The organism is Pseudomonas sp. MF5691, from assembly GCF_016405645.1.
In the GTDB taxonomy this organism is placed as follows: domain Bacteria; phylum Pseudomonadota; class Gammaproteobacteria; order Pseudomonadales; family Pseudomonadaceae; genus Aquipseudomonas; species Aquipseudomonas shahriarae.
Window position 1 is genome coordinate 15,297 of sequence record NZ_JAEKDC010000017.1, and the last position, 17,351, is coordinate 32,647.

The following is a 17,351-nucleotide window of genomic DNA, read 5'->3' on the forward strand; positions in this document are numbered from 1 at the left end:
TGTTTTTGCGCCTCGATTTCAAACGCTGCCGCGTGCGAAAGTGAACTTTGAAATACACTCCACTTCGAAGACATTCGCCGAACAGCCGCTGTACACCGCAGTCCTGTAGTTATGGGTTTTTCTGTCAATGTGCCATGTCAGGCATCTAGCCATCGCCGATCAAAGTTTCAGGCTTGCACGTACCGAGCTGACTTCTTCCTTGCTCGACTCATAGGCAGCGGCTTGCCCGGCATATGAAAAAACATAGGCCTTATTCGTATCGACAGCACCCACCAGTGTTTGCGAGAGCACATGCCGACCGTTCTCGGTAATCACGCAGGTAGTTTCCAGCGCCTCAAGATGACTTAAGGTGCTTGAGTGAATCTTGTTGCAGACACTTTGATAACCACTGCGGGCAAAGTCCTTCTGGATGGACTTGCGCATCTCCAGCAACACCCCTTGCAGATTGACCACATGCCCAGGCTCGATCGGCGTACCCGTCAACTCCATGACCATCAGCGTCTCGCCGTTCTCATCGTTCTTGATCGCGCGCTGGCGCGACACCGGTGACGGCGTGGCTGGCGCATCGGCATCCGCCACCACCTCCTCCACCTGCCAGCCGCTGGGCCAATGAATCTCGGGGTCTGCCGCCAGTGCAACGGTGCTGCCCAAGACAAGCCACAAGGCGGCCAACAATGGTTTGTTCAATCGGCTCATTGCAAAAAACACTCGAAGTTCAAGCCGCAAAGTTTGAGCCCGCCGAGGGGATGGCCGCAAGGCCCGGGTGCGTTTTTCATTTGGCGCGGCCGGTGCAGCTTGCGTATCATGATCCGGCTACACGGATCTGCCGCACGCCAAGGGATCGCTCAAATCACGAGCTGCGTCTGCCCCATTTTTTCTGGAGGGCCCATGAGCCTGCACGAATTGAACACCTTCCCGGGCGTCACCGCCCAACCCGACACCGCCACTTCGAACTTCGTGTTCAACCACACCATGCTGCGGGTCAAGGACATCACTAAGTCCCTGGACTTCTATACCCGCGTCCTGGGTTTTTCCCTGGTTGAAAAACGCGACTTCCCGGAAGCCGAATTCAGCCTGTACTTCCTCGCCCTGGTCGACAAGGCGCAGATTCCAGCCGATGCCGCCGCGCGCACCCAGTGGATGAAGTCGATCCCGGGCATCCTGGAACTGACCCACAACCACGGCACCGAAAACGATGCCGACTTCGCCTACCACAATGGCAACACCGACCCGCGCGGGTTTGGCCATATCTGCATTTCGGTGCCGGATATCGTCGCGGCCTGCGAACGCTTTGAAGCCCTGGGCTGTGATTTCCAGAAGCGCCTGACCGATGGGCGGATGAAAAGCCTGGCGTTTATCAAGGATCCGGATGCGTACTGGGTTGAGATCATTCAGCCAGCGCCGCTGTAAACCGGTTTGTTGCCCCTGTAGGAGCGTATCACCGTGGTGTAACGGTCGCGCCGAGTCGCCTGCCTCGCAGGCCAGCTCCCACAAAAGCAACACCCACAAAAAACCCATGATCACTCATGGGTTTTTTAGTATCGGGCCTTACGCTCGGATCAGGTAATCAAAAGCACTCAGGGAAGCCTTGGCGCCCTCGCCCACCGCAATCACGATCTGCTTGTACGGCACGGTGGTGACGTCACCGGCGGCAAACACGCCGGGCAGTGAGGTCTCGCCACGGGCATCGACAATGATCTCGCCACGGGGCGACAGCTCCACGGTGCCCTTGAGCCAATCGGTGTTAGGCAACAGGCCGATCTGTACAAAGATACCTTCCAGGTCGACGGTCCTGAACTCGCCGGTATCGCGGTCTTTGTACGCCAGGCCAGTAACCTTCTGGCCATCACCTTTGACTTCACTGGTCAGCGCACTGGTGATCACGTCAACGTTCGGCAGGCTGTAGAGCTTGCGCTGCAATACGGCGTCGGCGCGCAACTTGCTGTCGAACTCCAGCAAGGTCACGTGGCTGACAATACCGGCCAGGTCGATGGCTGCTTCAACGCCGGAGTTACCGCCACCGATCACCGCCACGCGCTTGCCCTTGAACAGCGGACCATCGCAGTGCGGGCAGAAGCACACACCCTTGGCCTTGTATTCCTGCTCGCCCGGCACCCCCATTTCGCGCCAGCGGGCACCGGTGGCCAGGATCACGGTCTTGGACTTGAGGGTCGCACCGCTTTCAAAGCGAATTTCATGCAACTCACCGGGATTTTTCGCCGGGATCAGGCTGCTGGCGCGCTGCAGGTTCATGATGTCCACGTCGTACTGACGCACGTGGGCTTCCAGGGCGCTGGCGAGTTTCGGGCCTTCGGTTTCCTGCACCGAGATAAAGTTCTCGATGGACATGGTGTCCAGTACTTGCCCACCAAAACGTTCGGCGGCCACACCGGTACGAATACCTTTACGCGCGGCGTAGATCGCGGCGGCAGAACCGGCCGGACCACCACCGACGACCAGCACATCGAACGCGTCCTTGGCGCTGATTTTCTCGGCGGCCTTTTCGATACCGCTGGTGTCGAGCTTGGCGAGGATTTCTTCCAGCCCCATGCGACCCTGGCCGAAGTTCACACCGTTGAGGTAGACGCTGGGCACCGCCATGATCTGGCGCTCGTCGACTTCCGCCTGAAACAGTGCGCCATCAATGGCCACGTGGCGGATGTTGGGGTTGAGCACGGCCATCAGGTTCAGCGCCTGGACCACGTCCGGGCAGTTCTGGCAGGACAGCGAGAAGTAAGTCTCGAAGTTGAACTCACCTTTAAGGCTGCGAATCTGTTCAATCACTTCGACACTGGCCTTCGACGGGTGGCCACCGACTTGCAGCAGGGCCAGCACCAACGAAGTGAATTCATGGCCCATGGGGATGCCGGCAAAACGCAGGCTGATATCGGCACCCGGGCGGTTGATGGAGAACGACGGTTTGCGCCCATCATTGCCATCGGTTTTCAGGGTAATCAGCGTGGTGAGGCTGGTTACGTCCTGCAAAAGAGCAAGCATTTCCTGGGATTTCGCACCGTCGTCGAGGGAGGCAACGATCTCGATCGGCTGGGTGACCCGCTCCAGGTATGACTTCAACTGAGCTTTAAGATTGGCGTCCAACATACGGGCGATTTCCTATTTCAAATCAATTCGGTAAAAAAAACGCCCGAGCGAATCTCGCCCGGGCGTTTTTGAGGGCGGTGCGGCTTACTTAAGGTGCGGCAATCCGCCCTTGATACTTCACAGACTTAGATCTTGCCGACCAGGTCCAGGGACGGAGCCAGGGTAGCCTCACCTTCTTTCCACTTGGCTGGGCACACTTCGCCTGGGTGGGCAGCGACGTACTGGGCGGCCTTGATTTTGCGCAGCAGCTCGGAAGCGTCACGGCCAACACCGCCGTCGTTCAGTTCAACGATCTTGATCTGGCCTTCAGGGTTGATCACGAAGGTGCCACGGTCTGCCAGGCCAGCTTCTTCGATCAGCACGTCGAAGTTGCGGGAGATGGTCAGGGTTGGGTCGCCGATCATGGTGTACTGGATTTTGCCGATGGCTGGCGAAGTGTTGTGCCAGGCAGCGTGGGCAAAGTGGGTGTCGGTGGACACGCTGTAGATCTCGACGCCCAGCTTCTGGAATTCGGCGTAGTTGTCAGCCAGGTCTTCCAGTTCGGTTGGGCAGACGAAGGTGAAGTCGGCTGGGTAGAAGAACACGACAGACCACTTGCCTTTCAGGTCAGCGTCCGACACGTCTACGAAGTTGCCGTTTTTGTAAGCGGTGGCTTTGAACGGTTTTACTTGGCTGTTGATGATAGGCATCGTTGACTCTCCGTCAGGGGTTAGTAAGTTGATGGGTGAATCCTACCCAGTCTCATCGCCGATGGCTCATTGCCAAACCTGATGCCGCCGATTGGTTTTGGCTATCAACCAGCTGTATTAATAGAAGAAATCTTAAAGCAGCGGATCGCGGGCCTGAGTCATGCCAAGAAAGGGCGTCGCTTCAACATAGCGCATGGCGGACTTCATGTCCTTCCAGCCGACGTAACTCATCAACGACTTCAAATCCCAACCGCTGCGATGGGCCCAGGTGGCGAAGCCCCGGCGCAAGGAGTGGCTGGTGTACTGCTCGGCAGCAATGCCCGCGCGCCCGAGGGCCTGGCGCAGCAGCGGGATCACGCTATTGGCGTGCAACCCCTCCTCGCCCAGGTTGCCCCAGCGATCGATCCCGCGAAACACCGGGCCGCGCACCAGGGCCGAGGCACTCAGCCATTCGGTATAGGCCTGCACCGGGCACAAGCGCAGCAGTGCCGGGGTTTGATAGGTCTGGCCGAGGTTCTCGCGGTCACTCTTGCTGCGCGGCAAGTACAAGGTGATGCCCGCGCCTGGTACCGCCTGCACATGCTCGATCTGCAGCCGACACAGCTCATCACTGCGAAAACCACGCCAGAAGCCCAGCAGGATCAAGGCCGCGTCGCGCTTGGCGCGCAGCCAGCGCGGCCGATCGCCCTCTGCCCGCGCCTGCTCAGCTTCGCGCTCAAGCCAATTGACCACCTGCTCCAGGTGCTGGAGCTGCAAGGGCTCGGCCTGTTTTTCCTGGGCTGGGTGCACGGCGCGGATGCCCTTGAGCACCTTGCGCACCACCGGCGCTTTGGTCGGGTCCGGGAAACCCTGGCTGGAATGCCATTGCGCCAGCGCCGACAAGCGCAATTTCAGGGTATTGACCGACAACACCCCGGCGTAAGCCACCAGATAACGGGCCACGCTGTCGCTGGTGGCGGGCAGGAAGCCACCCCAACCCACTTCAAAGTGCTCGGTGGCGGCGCGATAGCTGCGTCGGGTGTTATCGCGGGTGGCGGCGTTCAGGTAACGATCAAGTTCACTCATAGCGCTATCGCCAAGGGGTTGGTGTACGGGCATAGGGGATGAATCTGCGTCAAATGGGTCATCACACGGGATAATACGCCAATATCCCATCTGTAAAATCATCAATTTAAAGGCAATTTTATTCGTGATACAGTATGTATATACATAATACATACCACAGTACTAAATCGACGGAGACCCCATGGCTCGCGGCGGCATCAATAAAGCAGTAGTTCAAACGGCACGCCTGGCAATCCTCGCCCGCGGCGAAAACCCCAGCATTGATGCGGTACGCATCGAAATGGGCAATACCGGCTCGAAAACCACCATCCACCGCTATTTAAAGGAGCTGGACGAGAGCGAAACCCGCCTCGCCATTACCGAGGCGCCCATCGACGATGAGCTTGGCGAGCTGGTCGCACGCCTGGCCCAGCGCTTGAAAGAGAAGGCTCAGGAACCCATCGACCAGGCCCTGGCGCAGTTCGAGCAGCAGAAAACCGCCCTGCTCACCCAGGCAGAGGCACTGACCGCAGCCCACAACCAGCTCCAGCAGCAATTTGATATTCAGGCCGCCGCCCTGGCGGAAGAAAGCGCAGCCCTGCAGACCGCCAGCACCAGCCTGCAAACCGAGCAAACCCGTAACGCCGGACTCAGCCAGGCGTGCAGCGACTACGAGCTACGACTCGCGGACAAGGACGAACAGATTCGCTCGCTGGAAGACAAACACCTGCACGCCCGCGACGCCCTTGAGCACTACCGCACTGCGATCAAAGACCAACGCGAACAGGAACAACGCCGCCACGAAGGCCAACTGCAGCAACTGCAGGCCGAACTGCGTCAGGCCCAGCAGAGCGCCATGGTGCGCCAGGACGAAATCACCCAGTTGCACCGTGACAATGAACGGCTATTGATTGAGCACCGGGTCACGGCGAAGGAGTTGGCGACTCTGCAAGAGCAAAACCGCAAGGATCAGGCCCAGCAACTCAAGCTGAGCGAACAGGTAAGCCTGATTGATAGCGAGCGCACCCTGCTCCAGGAGCGTCTGCGGGTTGCCGTGCTGGACAACCAAGCACGGCAGGAGGCCCTGGCCGAGCAGCAGCACAGCCGCAAAACCCTGGAACTGGAGCTGCTCAAGGCCCAGGCCACCATTGAGGCGCTGCGCCTGGCCGCCGTCGTTGCAACGGCGCCAGAGGCAACAGGGAATACCTGATCAGCCAGCGACAGGCGTGCGCATGGTGACAAACTCTTCCGCCGCCGTCGGGTGCACGCCGATGGTCTCGTCGAAATGCTGCTTGGTCGCCCCCGCCTTGAGGGCGATCGCCAGGCCCTGGACAATCTCACCCGCATCCGGCCCGACCATGTGGCAACCCAGCACCTTGTCGGTATCGGCATCGACCACCAGCTTCATCAGCGTGCGCTCCTGGCACTCCGTCAGGGTCAGTTTCATCGGCCGGAAGCGGCTTTCGAAAACCTGCACGTTATGCCCATCGGCCCGCGCCTGCTCTTCGCTCAGGCCCACGGTACCGATATTCGGCAAGCTGAACACTGCCGTGGGGATCATCGCGTAATCCACCGGGCGGTACTGCTCAGGCTTGAATAGACGCCGCGCCACCGCCATGCCTTCAGCCAATGCCACGGGCGTCAGTTGCACGCGACCAATCACGTCGCCAATGGCCAGGATCGACGACTCGGCGGTCTGGTACAGATCGTCAACTTCGACAAAGCCACGCTTGTCCAGCTTGACCCCGGTGTGCTCCAGGCCCAGGTTATCCAGCATCGGGCGCCGGCCCGTGGCGTAGAACACGCAATCGGCTTCCAATACACGACCGTCTTTCAGGGTGGCCTTGAGGCTGCCATCGGCCTGCTTGTCGATACGTGCGATATCAGCGTTGAATTGCAGGTCCAGGCCACGCTTGGTCAGCTCTTCCTGCAAGTGCTTGCGCACCGCGCCATCGAAGCCACGCAGGAACAGATCGCCGCGATACAGCAACGACGTCTGCGCGCCCAGACCATGGAAAATCCCGGCAAATTCCACCGCGATATAACCACCACCCACTACCAGTACGCGCTTGGGCAGTTGCTTCAGGAAGAACGCCTCATTGGAACCAATGGCATGCTCATGCCCCGGAATCTCGGGGATCTGCGGCCAGCCGCCCGTGGCGATCAAGATGTGCTTGGCCGTGAAGCGCTCGCCGTTGATCTCGACCTCGTGGGGGCCGGTCAGACGCGCATGGCCTTCGTGCAGGGTCACCCCGCTGTTCACCAGCAAGTTACGGTAAATACCGTTGAGGCGATTGATCTCGCGATCCTTGTTGGCGATCAATGTCGCCCAATCAAAGTTCGCCTCGCCCAAGGACCAGCCAAAGCCGCTGGCTTGTTCGAAGTCTTCGGCAAAGTGCGCGCCATACACCAACAGTTTTTTCGGCACGCAGCCAACGTTGACACAGGTACCGCCCAGGTAGCGGCTTTCCGCCACGGCCACCTTCGCGCCAAAACCTGCGGCGAACCGCGCCGCCCGTACACCACCGGAACCGGCGCCAATCACATAAAGATCAAAATCGTAGGCCATTTCACTCTCCTCGGCAGGGCATCAGGATACCCGCTTACGCCCAAAAAACCAGAAAGCCACCCGTAGGTGGCTTTCTTGAGACTCAACAGGCGATGCTTAATCAGTAAGCCTTGCCAGTCTTGTAGAAGTGCTCGTAGCAGAAGTTGGTCGCCTCGATGTAGCCTTCAGCGCCACCGCAGTCAAAACGACGGCCCTTGAACTTGTAGGCAATCACGCAACCGTCTTTGGCCTGTTTCAGCAAAGCGTCGGTAATCTGGATTTCGCCGCCCTTGCCTGGCTCGGTTTCTTCGATCAGCTTGAAGATATCCGGGGTCAGAATGTAGCGACCAATGATTGCCAGGTTCGACGGGGCATCTTCCGGCGCCGGCTTCTCGACCATGTCGCGAACGCGGATCAGGCCATCACCGATGTCATCACCGGCGATCACCCCGTACTTGTTGGTTTCCGCAGGGTCGACTTCCTGCACCGCAACGATGGTGCAGCGGTACTTCTGGTAGAGCTTGACCATCTGGGTCAAGACGCCGTCGCCTTCCAGGTTGACGCACAGGTCGTCCGCCAGGACCACGGCAAACGGTTCGTCACCGATCAGTGGGCGACCGGTAAGGATGGCGTGGCCAAGGCCTTTCATCTGGGTTTGACGGGTGTAGGAGAACGAGCACTCGTCGAGCAGCTTGCGGATACCGACCAGGTATTTTTCCTTGTCAGTGCCCTTGATCTGGTTTTCCAGCTCGTAGCTGATATCGAAGTGGTCTTCCAGTGCGCGCTTGCCACGGCCGGTGACGATGGAGATTTCGTTGAGGCCGGCATCCAGTGCCTCTTCGACGCCGTACTGGATCAGTGGCTTGTTTACCACCGGCAGCATTTCTTTAGGCATGGCCTTGGTCGCTGGCAGGAAGCGAGTACCGTAACCGGCTGCTGGGAACAAGCATTTCTTGATCATAAAAGTCCTTAATAAGGGCTGTGCATACGAAATTCGGCGCAGTCTAATCAGGCCGCAGCCACCTTACAATGGGCGCTGCTGGCGTTGCGATGTCAACATAGAGAAAAAATGTCGGCGTTAGTTCCACCGATCATGCAATTGGCCCTACCAACGGCATGCCCAAACAAACCGTACCCCTCTACTTGAAAGGGCTTCGGTTGTTTTAGCACGCTTTTGGGCGCAGAGCACTGACCTGCAACAACTTGCGCTTGCCCTGCGCGTTTGGCGTTATCATAGCCCGCTTGAACCAGACCACGAGATTGTTAATCGATGTCAGAACCCAAAGGCGTAAACGGCTACCTGATCACTAAGCGAGCAGACGGCTGGCACCTGATCAATTTTCACGGAGACAGCGTCGCCGGGGCATTCGCCACCGAGAGCCAGGCTATTGCAGTAGCCGAAGTGTTTGTGGACGAAGCCGGTCACGCATCGAGCAAAAGGCCAAAGGGGAAATAAGCCCCTACGATTGCACATAAAAAGCCCCGATGATCGGGGCTTTTTTGTTTGCCCATTGCATTGCCTGTATCTGCGCCCTGGGAGAGCCGGCGCACTCACTCGCGAGAGAGGAAATTAGTTGGCCCTCATCAATAAACACTATTGCCTCCAAACACTAGCCAACCTATTTTTATAGCAACTCGCCTCTTCATCACACCAAATGTAGTCCAAGTCTTACGGTCATTTCTCGATTCTTGGAAAACAGCCATAACTTTCCTATATGCCCCACCACCAAAAGACTACGCAAGCAAGGGAACCGGACGACTTCCTTACTAAAACTAGTAGCTTAATAATTGCCCCGCCTCGAATGTTCTCCCGAAGTGCAATACAAATAGTTGGAAAATCAGGACTTCGCTGAACACCAACTCAACCGCACTCGGGCTGAGTTTTCTGCGCGCCTCCGCTGAGGCAAAGAACCGACTGGTCGGCCCGTTCCGGCTTGTCGTACGAACCTGGACTGCGCCTAAAAAGCGGCGAACTCAATCGCAAGCTTTTGATACCTCAAGAAGAGGAGAAATCCAAAGTACTGAGACCTGGACACTTAGCTGCACTCTCCATAACCGCTTTTTAATAGGTCCTACGCACAGTTGCGGCCGGACTTCTCAATAACACTTACTCTGTAGGTATCTGCAAATGAAAAATAATTTTAAAACTGCACTGCTAACTATCGGACTATTTGCTGGCGCGATCTCTGCCGCTCATGCGGCAGATGGGACAGTTACATTCGAGGGATCGGTCCACTCGGGTGCTTGTTCCATTAAGCCTGACTCCGTAGATCAAACCGTTCATCTTGGCGCGATCGCCAAACATCAATTGCAGACAGGGGGGAAATCCGAAGCCAGGCGCGTTCTGATTGAACTTGAAGGCTGCGACCTGGCAGGCCTGACTGATAATACGGTGACGACTACATTCACGGGCGCGCCCTCAAGCGTTGTCCCGGGCGGGTTGGGCACAGTGGGTAGCGCGGGCGGTATCGGCATCATGATGACCCATGGCAGCCAGCCCATTGAGCTGGGTGTCGCAACGACCCCGCAAGCCATTGCCGTCGGTAACAACACCCTGGAGTTTGGTGCCTATGTACAAGGTGCCGCCACCGGCACGGTCGTGCCTGGTGATTTCAGTGCGGTGACCAATTTCACCCTGGCCTATCAGTAAGTACGGCCCCCGCCACTTCGGGTGGCGGGGGACTCTGACGGGAGATACAGGTGAAAACATTCCTGAGTTTCGCCATTGCCTCTTCATTGACGGTGCTCATCAGCCCCTGCGTTTTCGCGAGTGCGGCGGCGCAAGGTGAGGGGTTAGTCACCTTGGGAGGAGAAGTCATTGACTCCGCTTGCGGGCTGGAACTGGTCAGTGCCGATCAAACCATCGAGATGCCTCCCGAGCCCATAGGCCGGCTGCTGCGCAGTGCGATAGGAGAACCTCACCCCTTCCAGTTGCGCCTGGTCAATTGCTCCTTGACCCGCCCTGACCCGTCACGCCCGGATGTGAACCTGCCGGATTGGCAGCACCTGCAAGTGACCTTTGACGGTGCCCGCGATAGAGACGGTCGCTCCTTTGCTGCCTTTGGTGGTTCACAGGGGGTCGCCCTGCACATTTGGGATGCGGCCGGCCAGGAGAGCATTCCGGGTGAACCGATGCCGTTGCTGCCGTTGGCAGAAGGCGACATGACACTGCACTACACGCTTCGCCTGGTCGGCAACGGGCTGCCGCTGATGCCTGGCGCTCACGGTGCCGCCGTGCGGTTCAAGCTGGAATATTTTTGAACATTGATGAGTCGTTTTTTCATGTTGAATACGTCGAAGGTCAAATATTCGCTGCGTCCAGGCCTATTTAGCGGGTTGATGTCACTGGCTGGAACTGCAATGGCCAGCGGGGATATCGAGTTCAATACGGATGTTCTTGATCTGAATGATCGCACCAATATTGACTTGTCCCGATTTGCGCGCAGCGGGTTTATTCTGCCCGGCACCTACTCAATGGTGGTGCAGGTCAATGCCCAGCCTATTGCTGAGCAGTCGGTGGTGTTCTATCCCCCCGATAATGATCCCAAGGGCAGCCAGGCCTGTTTGTCCCCAGATCTCGTCGAGCAGCTTGGCCTCAAGGCGTCCGGCGCGGCAAAACTCACCTGGTGGAATAACGGGCAGTGCCTGGATATCCAAGGGCTGCCGGGCATGGAAGTGAGTGGGGATCTGGCCACCTCGACGCTGACTATCAACCTCCCCCAGGCTTATCTCGAATACAGCGACATCAATTGGGACCCGCCCTCGCGCTGGGATGAAGGTGTGCCGGGGCTGTTGGCGGATTACAGCGTCACCGCGCAGTCCAACTATCAAAACAATCGCGGCAACCGCAACAACCTGAGTGGGAACGGAACGCTCGGCGCGAACGCCGGGGCCTGGCGCCTCAGGGCAGACTGGCAGGGGCGTTTCGAGAGACGCCGTGAGGGCGAAGCCAAGGACCAGAAACTGGACTGGACGCGCTACTACGCCTATCGCGCAATTCCTGCGCTGAAGTCGCGCCTCGTGGTGGGAGAGAACTACCTGTATTCGGACCTGTTCGACAGTTTCCGCTTTACCGGCGCCGCACTCAGTTCGGATGAAAACCAACTGCCCCCCAACTTGCGTGGCTACGCTCCGGAAGTCGTCGGAGTGGCGAAAACCAATGCAAAAGTCGTCGTCAGCCAGCAAGGCCGTGTGCTGTATGAAACCCTGGTCGCGGCAGGCCCCTTTCGCATTCAGGATCTTAACGATGCCGTGTCCGGCTCGCTGGATGTGCGGGTGGAAGAACAGGACGGCTCGGTCCACAGCTTCCAGCTAGATACGGCGGGTGTTCCCTACCTGACACGCCCCGGCCAGGTTCGCTACAAGCTGGCAACGGGACGACCGTCCAACCTCCAGTACAACGGTGACGGTGATTTTTTCGGGACCGGCGAGTTCTCCTGGGGGGTCAGCAATGGCTGGTCGCTGTTTGGCGGCGGGATCACGGATAACAATTACCATGCGCTGTCCGTCGGCGCTGGGCGTGACCTGCTCGCGTTCGGGGCCCTGTCGCTGGATGTCACCCAGTCCCAGGCAACCGTCTGGAATGAGCGGCTCGCGGGTAAATCCTACCGCCTCCAATACTCCAAGCACTTTGAGCAGTACGACAGCCAGATAACCTTCGCCGGCTACCGGTTTTCCGAGAAGGGCTTCCTGAGCATGAGTGAATACCTCAACGCTCGGCATTACGGTTTGAATGGCGAACTCGGCGGGCGCGGGGGGTACAACGAGGACGGTGAACGCATTGATGACTGGAAGCCTATCGGCGGGAGCAAGGCCCTTTATACGGCCACGGTGAATAAGCAGTTTCGCGACCTTGGGGCCACGGTCTACGCCAGTTACAACAAACAAACCTATTGGGACCGGCCACACACGCAGCGCTGGAACATGTCCGTGTCACGTTATTTCAATGTGGGCACCGTGAAAAACATGAGCCTGTCCCTGAACATCTATCGCACCCTGGAATACAGCTACAAGGATAACGGTGCGGCGCTAACGGTCAGCCTGCCGCTGGGGCGCACCGGCACGCTGTCGCTGGATGCCTACCGGGCCGCGGGCGATAACAGTTTTTCGTCGCGCTTCAGTGATCGCCTTGATGCGCGCAATAGCTACCAACTCCGTGCAAGCGATAGCTCTGCCAGCGGCTATCTGACCCACATGGGCGATCAGGCCGATATCGACCTCAGCGCCAGCCAACAATCCGGTAACAGCAGCCTCGGCGTGTCTGCGCGCGGCGGTGGCACGCTTACGTCTCACGGCGCTGCGCTGCACCGGACCAACAGCACGGGCGGAACCCGCCTGATGGTCGACACCGGCGGCGTACCTGATGTGCCTGTGCGGGGTTACGGCAGCCCAAGCCGCAGCAATGCCTTTGGCAAGGCGGTTATCTCGGATATCAGCAGCTATCAGCGTACGGCGGCCAGCGTCGACCTGGAGAGCCTGCCGAACAATGTCGAAGCCACTCAATCGGTGACGCAACTGACACTGACCGAAGGGGCTATCGGCTACCGCTCACTGGACGTGATTGCCGGCGAGAAAGCCATGGCGGTTCTTCGCCTGGAGGATGGCAACTCACCGCCGTTCGGCGCGCAGGTCAAGAACATGAAACAGCAGGATACCGGGATTGTGAATGACGACGGCCATGTCTATCTGAGCGGCATACAGGCCGGCGGGCAGATGGCCGTCAGTTGGGGAGGTGCCGAGCAGTGCATCCTCACGCTCCCTGTCGTTTTGCCTGCTGATGGCTTGACCGATGCCCTGCAATTGAGCTGCCGCAAGACCGCTACTGATCAATCCTTGCCCGTGCCGCCGGTACTGAGCGGGCAGCCTACCGATACGGAGAACACATCCTCATGACGCTCAAGACGCGCCTCCCTCTTCCGGCCTTCGCCCTGCTGGCACTGGGCTTGAGCCCGAGTGTAAATGCCGCGATCGGCCTGGACCGCACCCGAGTGATTTTCGATGGTGGCAAACAGGCCACCAGCGTGAACATCACCAATAACAACACCCAATTGCCGTATTTGGCCCAAGGCTGGATCGAGGATGAAGCGGGCACGAAAATCACCACTCCCCTGATCGTGTTACCGCCGGTTCAGCGCTTGGAGCCGGGGAAACAGAGCCAGGTGAAAGTCCAGGCATTGCCGGCGGCAAAAATGCTGCCGCAGGATCGCGAGACGGTCTACTACTTCAATTTGAGGGAGATCCCGCCGCGCAGTGATAAATCCAATACCCTGCAAATCGCCCTGCAGACCCGAATCAAACTGTTCTACCGGCCGCAGGCCATTGCGCCGAGCCAGCAAGACCTATCCACCCCCTGGCAGGAAAAGCTGACCCTGACCCGCATAGGCGCCAGTTATCAGGTGAATAACCCAACGCCTTACTACGTGACCCTGGTGGATGCGCGCAGCAGCAGGGACGGCAAAACCGTACCGGGCTTCGAGCCGGTGATGGTACCGCCCAAAGGCGCGCTGACGCTGGGGCCATCGGCCGACACACTCGGTACTACACCCTACTTCTCCTACGTCAACGACTACGGTGGTCGCCCACTGCTGGCTTTCACCTGCAGTGGTGAAACCTGCAAGGTCAGCTCACAAACCCCACCGCCCAAATGAGTAGCGCCTGCCGCGGGAGAACATCATGAAGTCGCACAATGGGAAGGTCTTGGGCGGCCTGTTGCTGGCCTTTGCCTTGGTGGGGGGCGCTCACGCCGAGGATGATATCGAGGGCATGAATGGGCTGCTGAACATTAACGGGGCCATGCATGAGACACCTTGCAGCCTGGAGATGACGTCACTGCACCAGACGATTGACCTGGGCGCCGTGTCCACCAGCCAATTGCAGCGGCCGGGCGACCAGGCAACAGCTGTGGCATTCCAGCTGCATTTTACCGACTGCCAGCGCACCGCCGGCAGCATCCGTAGCGAACGTACGGGGAACCTGGCGTGGAGTGCCTTTCAACCGGTGCTGTCGGTGACGTTTGTCGCCCCTGCCGATGACGATGATCCGCGGCTGGTCAAAGTACAAGGCATCACCGGGATGGGCCTGCGGCTGACCGATGACGTGGGGCGGGATGTACGGCTGGGCTCCAGGGGCGAACCACTGTTTCTGGCATTGGGCAGCAGTACCCGGACCTGGAATGTTCAGCCTACGCGCACCTCTGCGCCACTGACCAGCGGGGCATTTCGCGCCGTAGTGGATTTCAGGCTCAATTATGACTAAGGGCAAAACAATGGCTAAGTCAATCGGCGCGCAGGCCATTCTTACCGGCGCCCTGGTGTGGGCGGCAGGCCAAGCAGTGTCGGCCGATACCAATCTGATCATCCGGGCACAAATCATCGCCCCGCCGCCGTGTGTCATCAACAGCGGGAGCACGCTCGATGTGCCGTTTGGCAATAACCTCCTGACATCACGGGTTGACGGGGTCAATTATCGTCGAAGCGTGCCTTACACCGTGACATGCGACTCGCCCTTTAGCAACGCGATGACCCTGGAACTCAAGGGCACCGGAGCGGCGTTTGACAGTCGCGTGCTCGGCACCCGCAAGGCCGACCTTGGGGTAAAGCTGTTCGTGAATGACGCCGACTGGCCGCTGAATACGGCTGTGAGGTTTACCTATCCAAACTTTCCGATCGTGCAGGCCGTGCCTGTCAAACGCACGGGCAGCAGTCTGACAGGAGGGGTGTTTGATGCCGCCGCCACCCTTGTCATCGAGTACCAATGAAAAGGAGCGATCAATGACCCGTTGCCAGCAGCGAGCATTGCTCGCCTTGTGTTCCATCGGCCTTTGCAGCAATGCGCTGGCCAACCTGACATTCAGCGGCACGCTGAACGAGCCGCCGCCCTGCACGATCAACGCAGGCAATAGCATTGAAGTCGATTTTGGGGATGTCGGGGTCAAGCGGGTCGACGGAGTGAAGTACCGTCGCGGGCTCGGCTACACCATCAATTGTGCCCCCGCCACGCTGCCGTGGGAGCTTAAGTTGAGTATCAGGGGCACGGCGACAGGGTTTGACGGCGCCGCATTGCAAACCAATGTGCCTGCACTGGGGATCCGGATTTTCCAGAATGACCAGCCGTTTCCACTCAACACACCGCTGGACATCAGCCTGTCGTCACCGCCGGCATTGGAGGTTGTTCCCGTCAAACAGCCAGGCACCACGCTGTCCCCTGCACAGTTTACGGCGGTGGCAACGTTGCTGGCCGAATACGAGTAGGAGATCCGTCCATGGGACACGAAACGATTTATAAGGGCTGGCCAAGTGCGGGGCTGGCCTTACTGCTGACCACCGGCCTGCCCCCCGAGGGGCAAGCGGCGGACAACCTGCGCTTGAAGGGCAACCTGGTGGAAGAGGCCTGCACTATCCGTCCAGGCGACGAGGCCATCACATTGGAGCTCTGGGACCTGACCAGCAAGCATCTCTACATCAACACCCGCTCCCAGGGTCGGGGTTTCAAGCTGCACCTGGAAGATTGCAACACCACAATCAGCAACACGGTCACCATCACGTTCGGCGGCAGGGAAAACCCGGCGCTGCCCGGATTGCTCGCGCTGGACGCAGGGAGCGGTGCCTCAGGCATTGGCGTCGGTATCGAGACACCGAGCCAAAAGCCATTGCCGCTGAATACAGTCAGCGACGAACAGGTGTTGCGTAATGGCAGCAACGTTATTGAGCTCAAAGCCTATGTCCAGGGTGAGCCGAATGCCATCAGGGACCAGAGCATTGGCCATGGCGCCTACACCGCGACCTCTACTTTTACCCTGGACTACCCGTAATTCGTAGGCTCAAAAAACCGATTGATACCCATAGGCTTTCAGGCCAACCAGGTTTACAGCGACTGATTGTTCGCTGGACAGCGCCTGCGTAGAGAAGCAACGAGAGATCAAGATGAAACGACTATATGAAGCCATGGTGCTTCTCCTGCTGATTAGCGTTAGTTCGGCCGCGCTGGCTGTCGATTGTCGGATCAATGGTGGGGAGTGGGCGCGGGTGACCCACCTGACCGTTCCCGTAGACGTACGGCTCGATACAGATCGCGTGAGGATTCTGATGGAGGGCGCCCGACTCGAATGTCGGTTTACCGCCGGCGCAGGCCCCGTTTGGGGAGAGGATTACTGGGCAACCGGGAATGCCTCGGGAACGCCCTGGACGTCCGGCCCCAAATTCACCCGGGAAAGGAGCGGTTTGCGCATCAATGGCAGCTTCCTCGATACGCCGGTTCCGGCGGGTATCCGCGTGGCCACCATGCCCAACAACGGGATCGGCTACCCGATCAATATCACCCCCTATATTCTGGTGCGTAACGATCCCTCCAATCCGATTGATGTACGCACAGGAGACACCCTAGGCCTGTTGCGCCTCACCAGCTCGAACAATTTCGACGGCACCCGACCGCAACTCACGGTCACTTATACCGCCGCCAACGACTTCACCATTTCCCCGTCAACCTGCACGATCAACAATAACAACCCGATCGAGATCGACTTCGGCGATGTACACCAAAGGGCAATCGGCACCGACCCGCTGACAACCACCGTTCGCCGTGACCGCCGACTCACCTACGCGTGCCCGGACCCGGGGATCACCACGCCGATCACCATTACCTACAAAGGTACGCCGTCATCGTTCGACTCCAGGCTACTGCTGATGAGCAACCCGGATGTCGGCACGGCACTCGTAAGGAGCGCAACGGCCGTCCAGGTCGGCGGCGCCTTCCTGTCCAGTATTACCAATAGCGTGGGCGGCGACGATGTGACGTTTACCCTCGTCCGGCGAGCCGGATCCCTGCCCACCCCAGGCCCCGTCAGCGGCAGCGGTGTACTCGTGATGGGTGTGCCATGACACACGCAGAAGGCCAGGGCTGGACACATCGCGGGGGCGCAGTCACAGACTTTGTTTCTGAGACTGCGCATTAAGTGGCAGTTCGCTATACTC

18 protein-coding genes are annotated in these 17,351 nt (G+C 58.8%); 12 read left to right on the forward strand and 6 right to left on the reverse strand.

Annotated elements, in window-relative coordinates; genetic code table 11:
• Positions 1–159 precede the first annotated feature (159 nt).
• Positions 160–696, reverse strand: a complete 537-nt coding sequence (locus JFT44_RS21150) for a DUF4946 domain-containing protein (protein ID WP_120732894.1) — start codon at positions 694–696, stop codon at positions 160–162.
• Between the two features lie 192 nt (positions 697–888).
• On the opposite strand from JFT44_RS21150, the gene gloA reads away from it, so the two are divergent.
• Positions 889–1,410 (forward strand): lactoylglutathione lyase, encoded by a 522-nt coding sequence (gene gloA, locus JFT44_RS21155; protein ID WP_057440061.1) that lies wholly within the window; start codon positions 889–891, stop codon positions 1,408–1,410.
• A 138-nt stretch (positions 1,411–1,548) separates the two neighbouring features.
• On the opposite strand, the gene ahpF is transcribed toward gloA, so the two are convergent.
• The 3 genes from ahpF to JFT44_RS21170 form a co-directional block, all read right to left on the reverse strand.
• A complete protein-coding gene (gene ahpF, locus JFT44_RS21160) occupies positions 1,549–3,102 on the reverse strand; it encodes an alkyl hydroperoxide reductase subunit F (RefSeq protein ID WP_198831107.1) in 1,554 nt (517 codons plus the stop codon).
• A gap of 125 nt (positions 3,103–3,227) precedes the next feature.
• Positions 3,228–3,791: an alkyl hydroperoxide reductase subunit C gene (gene ahpC, locus JFT44_RS21165; RefSeq protein WP_010210361.1), complete on the reverse strand. Its 564-nt coding sequence runs from the start codon at positions 3,789–3,791 to the stop codon at positions 3,228–3,230.
• 132 nt (positions 3,792–3,923) lie between these two features.
• On the reverse strand, positions 3,924–4,856 hold the full coding sequence (locus JFT44_RS21170; RefSeq protein ID WP_198831108.1) for a site-specific integrase: 933 nt from the start codon (positions 4,854–4,856) through the stop codon (positions 3,924–3,926).
• Between the two features lie 181 nt (positions 4,857–5,037).
• Here JFT44_RS21170 and JFT44_RS21175 point away from each other — a divergent pair, with 181 nt between their 5' ends.
• Positions 5,038–6,045, forward strand: coding sequence for a DNA-binding protein (locus JFT44_RS21175; protein WP_057959613.1), 1,008 nt, complete (start codon positions 5,038–5,040; stop codon positions 6,043–6,045).
• Here JFT44_RS21175 and gorA read toward each other — a convergent pair whose 3' ends face one another.
• Positions 6,046–7,404 carry a glutathione-disulfide reductase gene (gene gorA / locus JFT44_RS21180; RefSeq protein ID WP_057959612.1) on the reverse strand — a complete coding sequence of 453 codons (1,359 nt, stop codon included), beginning with the start codon at positions 7,402–7,404 and terminating at the stop codon, positions 6,046–6,048.
• Between the two features lie 100 nt (positions 7,405–7,504).
• Complete coding sequence (gene galU, locus JFT44_RS21185) at positions 7,505–8,344, reverse strand: UTP--glucose-1-phosphate uridylyltransferase GalU (protein ID WP_057440057.1); 840 nt, start codon at positions 8,342–8,344, stop codon at positions 7,505–7,507.
• 309 nt (positions 8,345–8,653) lie between these two features.
• Here galU and JFT44_RS21190 point away from each other — a divergent pair, with 309 nt between their 5' ends.
• The 10 genes from JFT44_RS21190 (at position 8,654) to JFT44_RS21235 (ending at position 17,258) form a co-directional block, all read left to right on the forward strand.
• A complete protein-coding gene (locus tag JFT44_RS21190) occupies positions 8,654–8,839 on the forward strand; it encodes a hypothetical protein (RefSeq protein ID WP_029294643.1) in 186 nt (61 codons plus the stop codon).
• 672 nt (positions 8,840–9,511) lie between these two features.
• Complete coding sequence (locus JFT44_RS21195; RefSeq protein ID WP_057959611.1) at positions 9,512–10,033, forward strand: fimbrial protein; 522 nt, start codon at positions 9,512–9,514, stop codon at positions 10,031–10,033.
• A gap of 50 nt (positions 10,034–10,083) precedes the next feature.
• Positions 10,084–10,644 carry a fimbrial protein gene (locus JFT44_RS21200; RefSeq protein WP_057959610.1) on the forward strand — a complete coding sequence of 187 codons (561 nt, stop codon included), beginning with the start codon at positions 10,084–10,086 and terminating at the stop codon, positions 10,642–10,644.
• Positions 10,645–10,665: 21 nt separating this feature from the next.
• Complete coding sequence (locus JFT44_RS21205) at positions 10,666–13,275, forward strand: outer membrane usher protein (RefSeq protein WP_152987941.1); 2,610 nt, start codon at positions 10,666–10,668, stop codon at positions 13,273–13,275.
• Positions 13,272–14,030 (forward strand): fimbria/pilus periplasmic chaperone, encoded by a 759-nt coding sequence (locus tag JFT44_RS21210; RefSeq protein ID WP_169990253.1) that lies wholly within the window; start codon positions 13,272–13,274, stop codon positions 14,028–14,030. Before JFT44_RS21205 ends, JFT44_RS21210 begins: the two co-directional genes overlap by 4 nt.
• A 25-nt stretch (positions 14,031–14,055) precedes the next feature.
• A complete protein-coding gene (locus JFT44_RS21215) occupies positions 14,056–14,637 on the forward strand; it encodes a fimbrial protein (protein ID WP_057959607.1) in 582 nt (193 codons plus the stop codon).
• Between the two features lie 10 nt (positions 14,638–14,647).
• Complete coding sequence (locus tag JFT44_RS21220) at positions 14,648–15,139, forward strand: fimbrial protein (RefSeq protein WP_057959606.1); 492 nt, start codon at positions 14,648–14,650, stop codon at positions 15,137–15,139.
• Positions 15,140–15,152: 13 nt separating this feature from the next.
• Positions 15,153–15,632, forward strand: a complete 480-nt coding sequence (locus JFT44_RS21225; RefSeq protein ID WP_057959605.1) for a fimbrial protein — start codon at positions 15,153–15,155, stop codon at positions 15,630–15,632.
• 11 nt (positions 15,633–15,643) lie between these two features.
• A complete protein-coding gene (locus JFT44_RS21230) occupies positions 15,644–16,192 on the forward strand; it encodes a fimbrial protein (protein WP_057959604.1) in 549 nt (182 codons plus the stop codon).
• A gap of 112 nt (positions 16,193–16,304) precedes the next feature.
• Positions 16,305–17,258, forward strand: a complete 954-nt coding sequence (locus JFT44_RS21235; protein ID WP_057959603.1) for a fimbrial protein — start codon at positions 16,305–16,307, stop codon at positions 17,256–17,258.
• Positions 17,259–17,351: the final 93 nt, after the last annotated feature.

Coding starts and splice junctions, on each gene's coding strand:
- JFT44_RS21225 (WP_057959605.1), top strand. CDS start 15,153: ATGACCCGTTGCCAGCAGCGAGCATTGCTCGCCTTGTGTTCCATCGGC.
- JFT44_RS21175 (WP_057959613.1), top strand. CDS start 5,038: ATGGCTCGCGGCGGCATCAATAAAGCAGTAGTTCAAACGGCACGCCTG.
- JFT44_RS21220 (WP_057959606.1), top strand. CDS start 14,648: ATGGCTAAGTCAATCGGCGCGCAGGCCATTCTTACCGGCGCCCTGGTG.
- galU (WP_057440057.1), bottom strand. CDS start 8,344: ATGATCAAGAAATGCTTGTTCCCAGCAGCCGGTTACGGTACTCGCTTC.
- gloA (WP_057440061.1), top strand. CDS start 889: ATGAGCCTGCACGAATTGAACACCTTCCCGGGCGTCACCGCCCAACCC.
- JFT44_RS21170 (WP_198831108.1), bottom strand. CDS start 4,856: ATGAGTGAACTTGATCGTTACCTGAACGCCGCCACCCGCGATAACACC.
- gorA (WP_057959612.1), bottom strand. CDS start 7,404: ATGGCCTACGATTTTGATCTTTATGTGATTGGCGCCGGTTCCGGTGGT.
- JFT44_RS21230 (WP_057959604.1), top strand. CDS start 15,644: ATGGGACACGAAACGATTTATAAGGGCTGGCCAAGTGCGGGGCTGGCC.
- JFT44_RS21215 (WP_057959607.1), top strand. CDS start 14,056: ATGAAGTCGCACAATGGGAAGGTCTTGGGCGGCCTGTTGCTGGCCTTT.
- JFT44_RS21235 (WP_057959603.1), top strand. CDS start 16,305: ATGAAACGACTATATGAAGCCATGGTGCTTCTCCTGCTGATTAGCGTT.
- JFT44_RS21150 (WP_120732894.1), bottom strand. CDS start 696: ATGAGCCGATTGAACAAACCATTGTTGGCCGCCTTGTGGCTTGTCTTG.
- ahpC (WP_010210361.1), bottom strand. CDS start 3,791: ATGCCTATCATCAACAGCCAAGTAAAACCGTTCAAAGCCACCGCTTAC.
- ahpF (WP_198831107.1), bottom strand. CDS start 3,102: ATGTTGGACGCCAATCTTAAAGCTCAGTTGAAGTCATACCTGGAGCGG.
- JFT44_RS21190 (WP_029294643.1), top strand. CDS start 8,654: ATGTCAGAACCCAAAGGCGTAAACGGCTACCTGATCACTAAGCGAGCA.
- JFT44_RS21210 (WP_169990253.1), top strand. CDS start 13,272: ATGACGCTCAAGACGCGCCTCCCTCTTCCGGCCTTCGCCCTGCTGGCA.
- JFT44_RS21195 (WP_057959611.1), top strand. CDS start 9,512: ATGAAAAATAATTTTAAAACTGCACTGCTAACTATCGGACTATTTGCT.
- JFT44_RS21205 (WP_152987941.1), top strand. CDS start 10,666: ATGTTGAATACGTCGAAGGTCAAATATTCGCTGCGTCCAGGCCTATTT.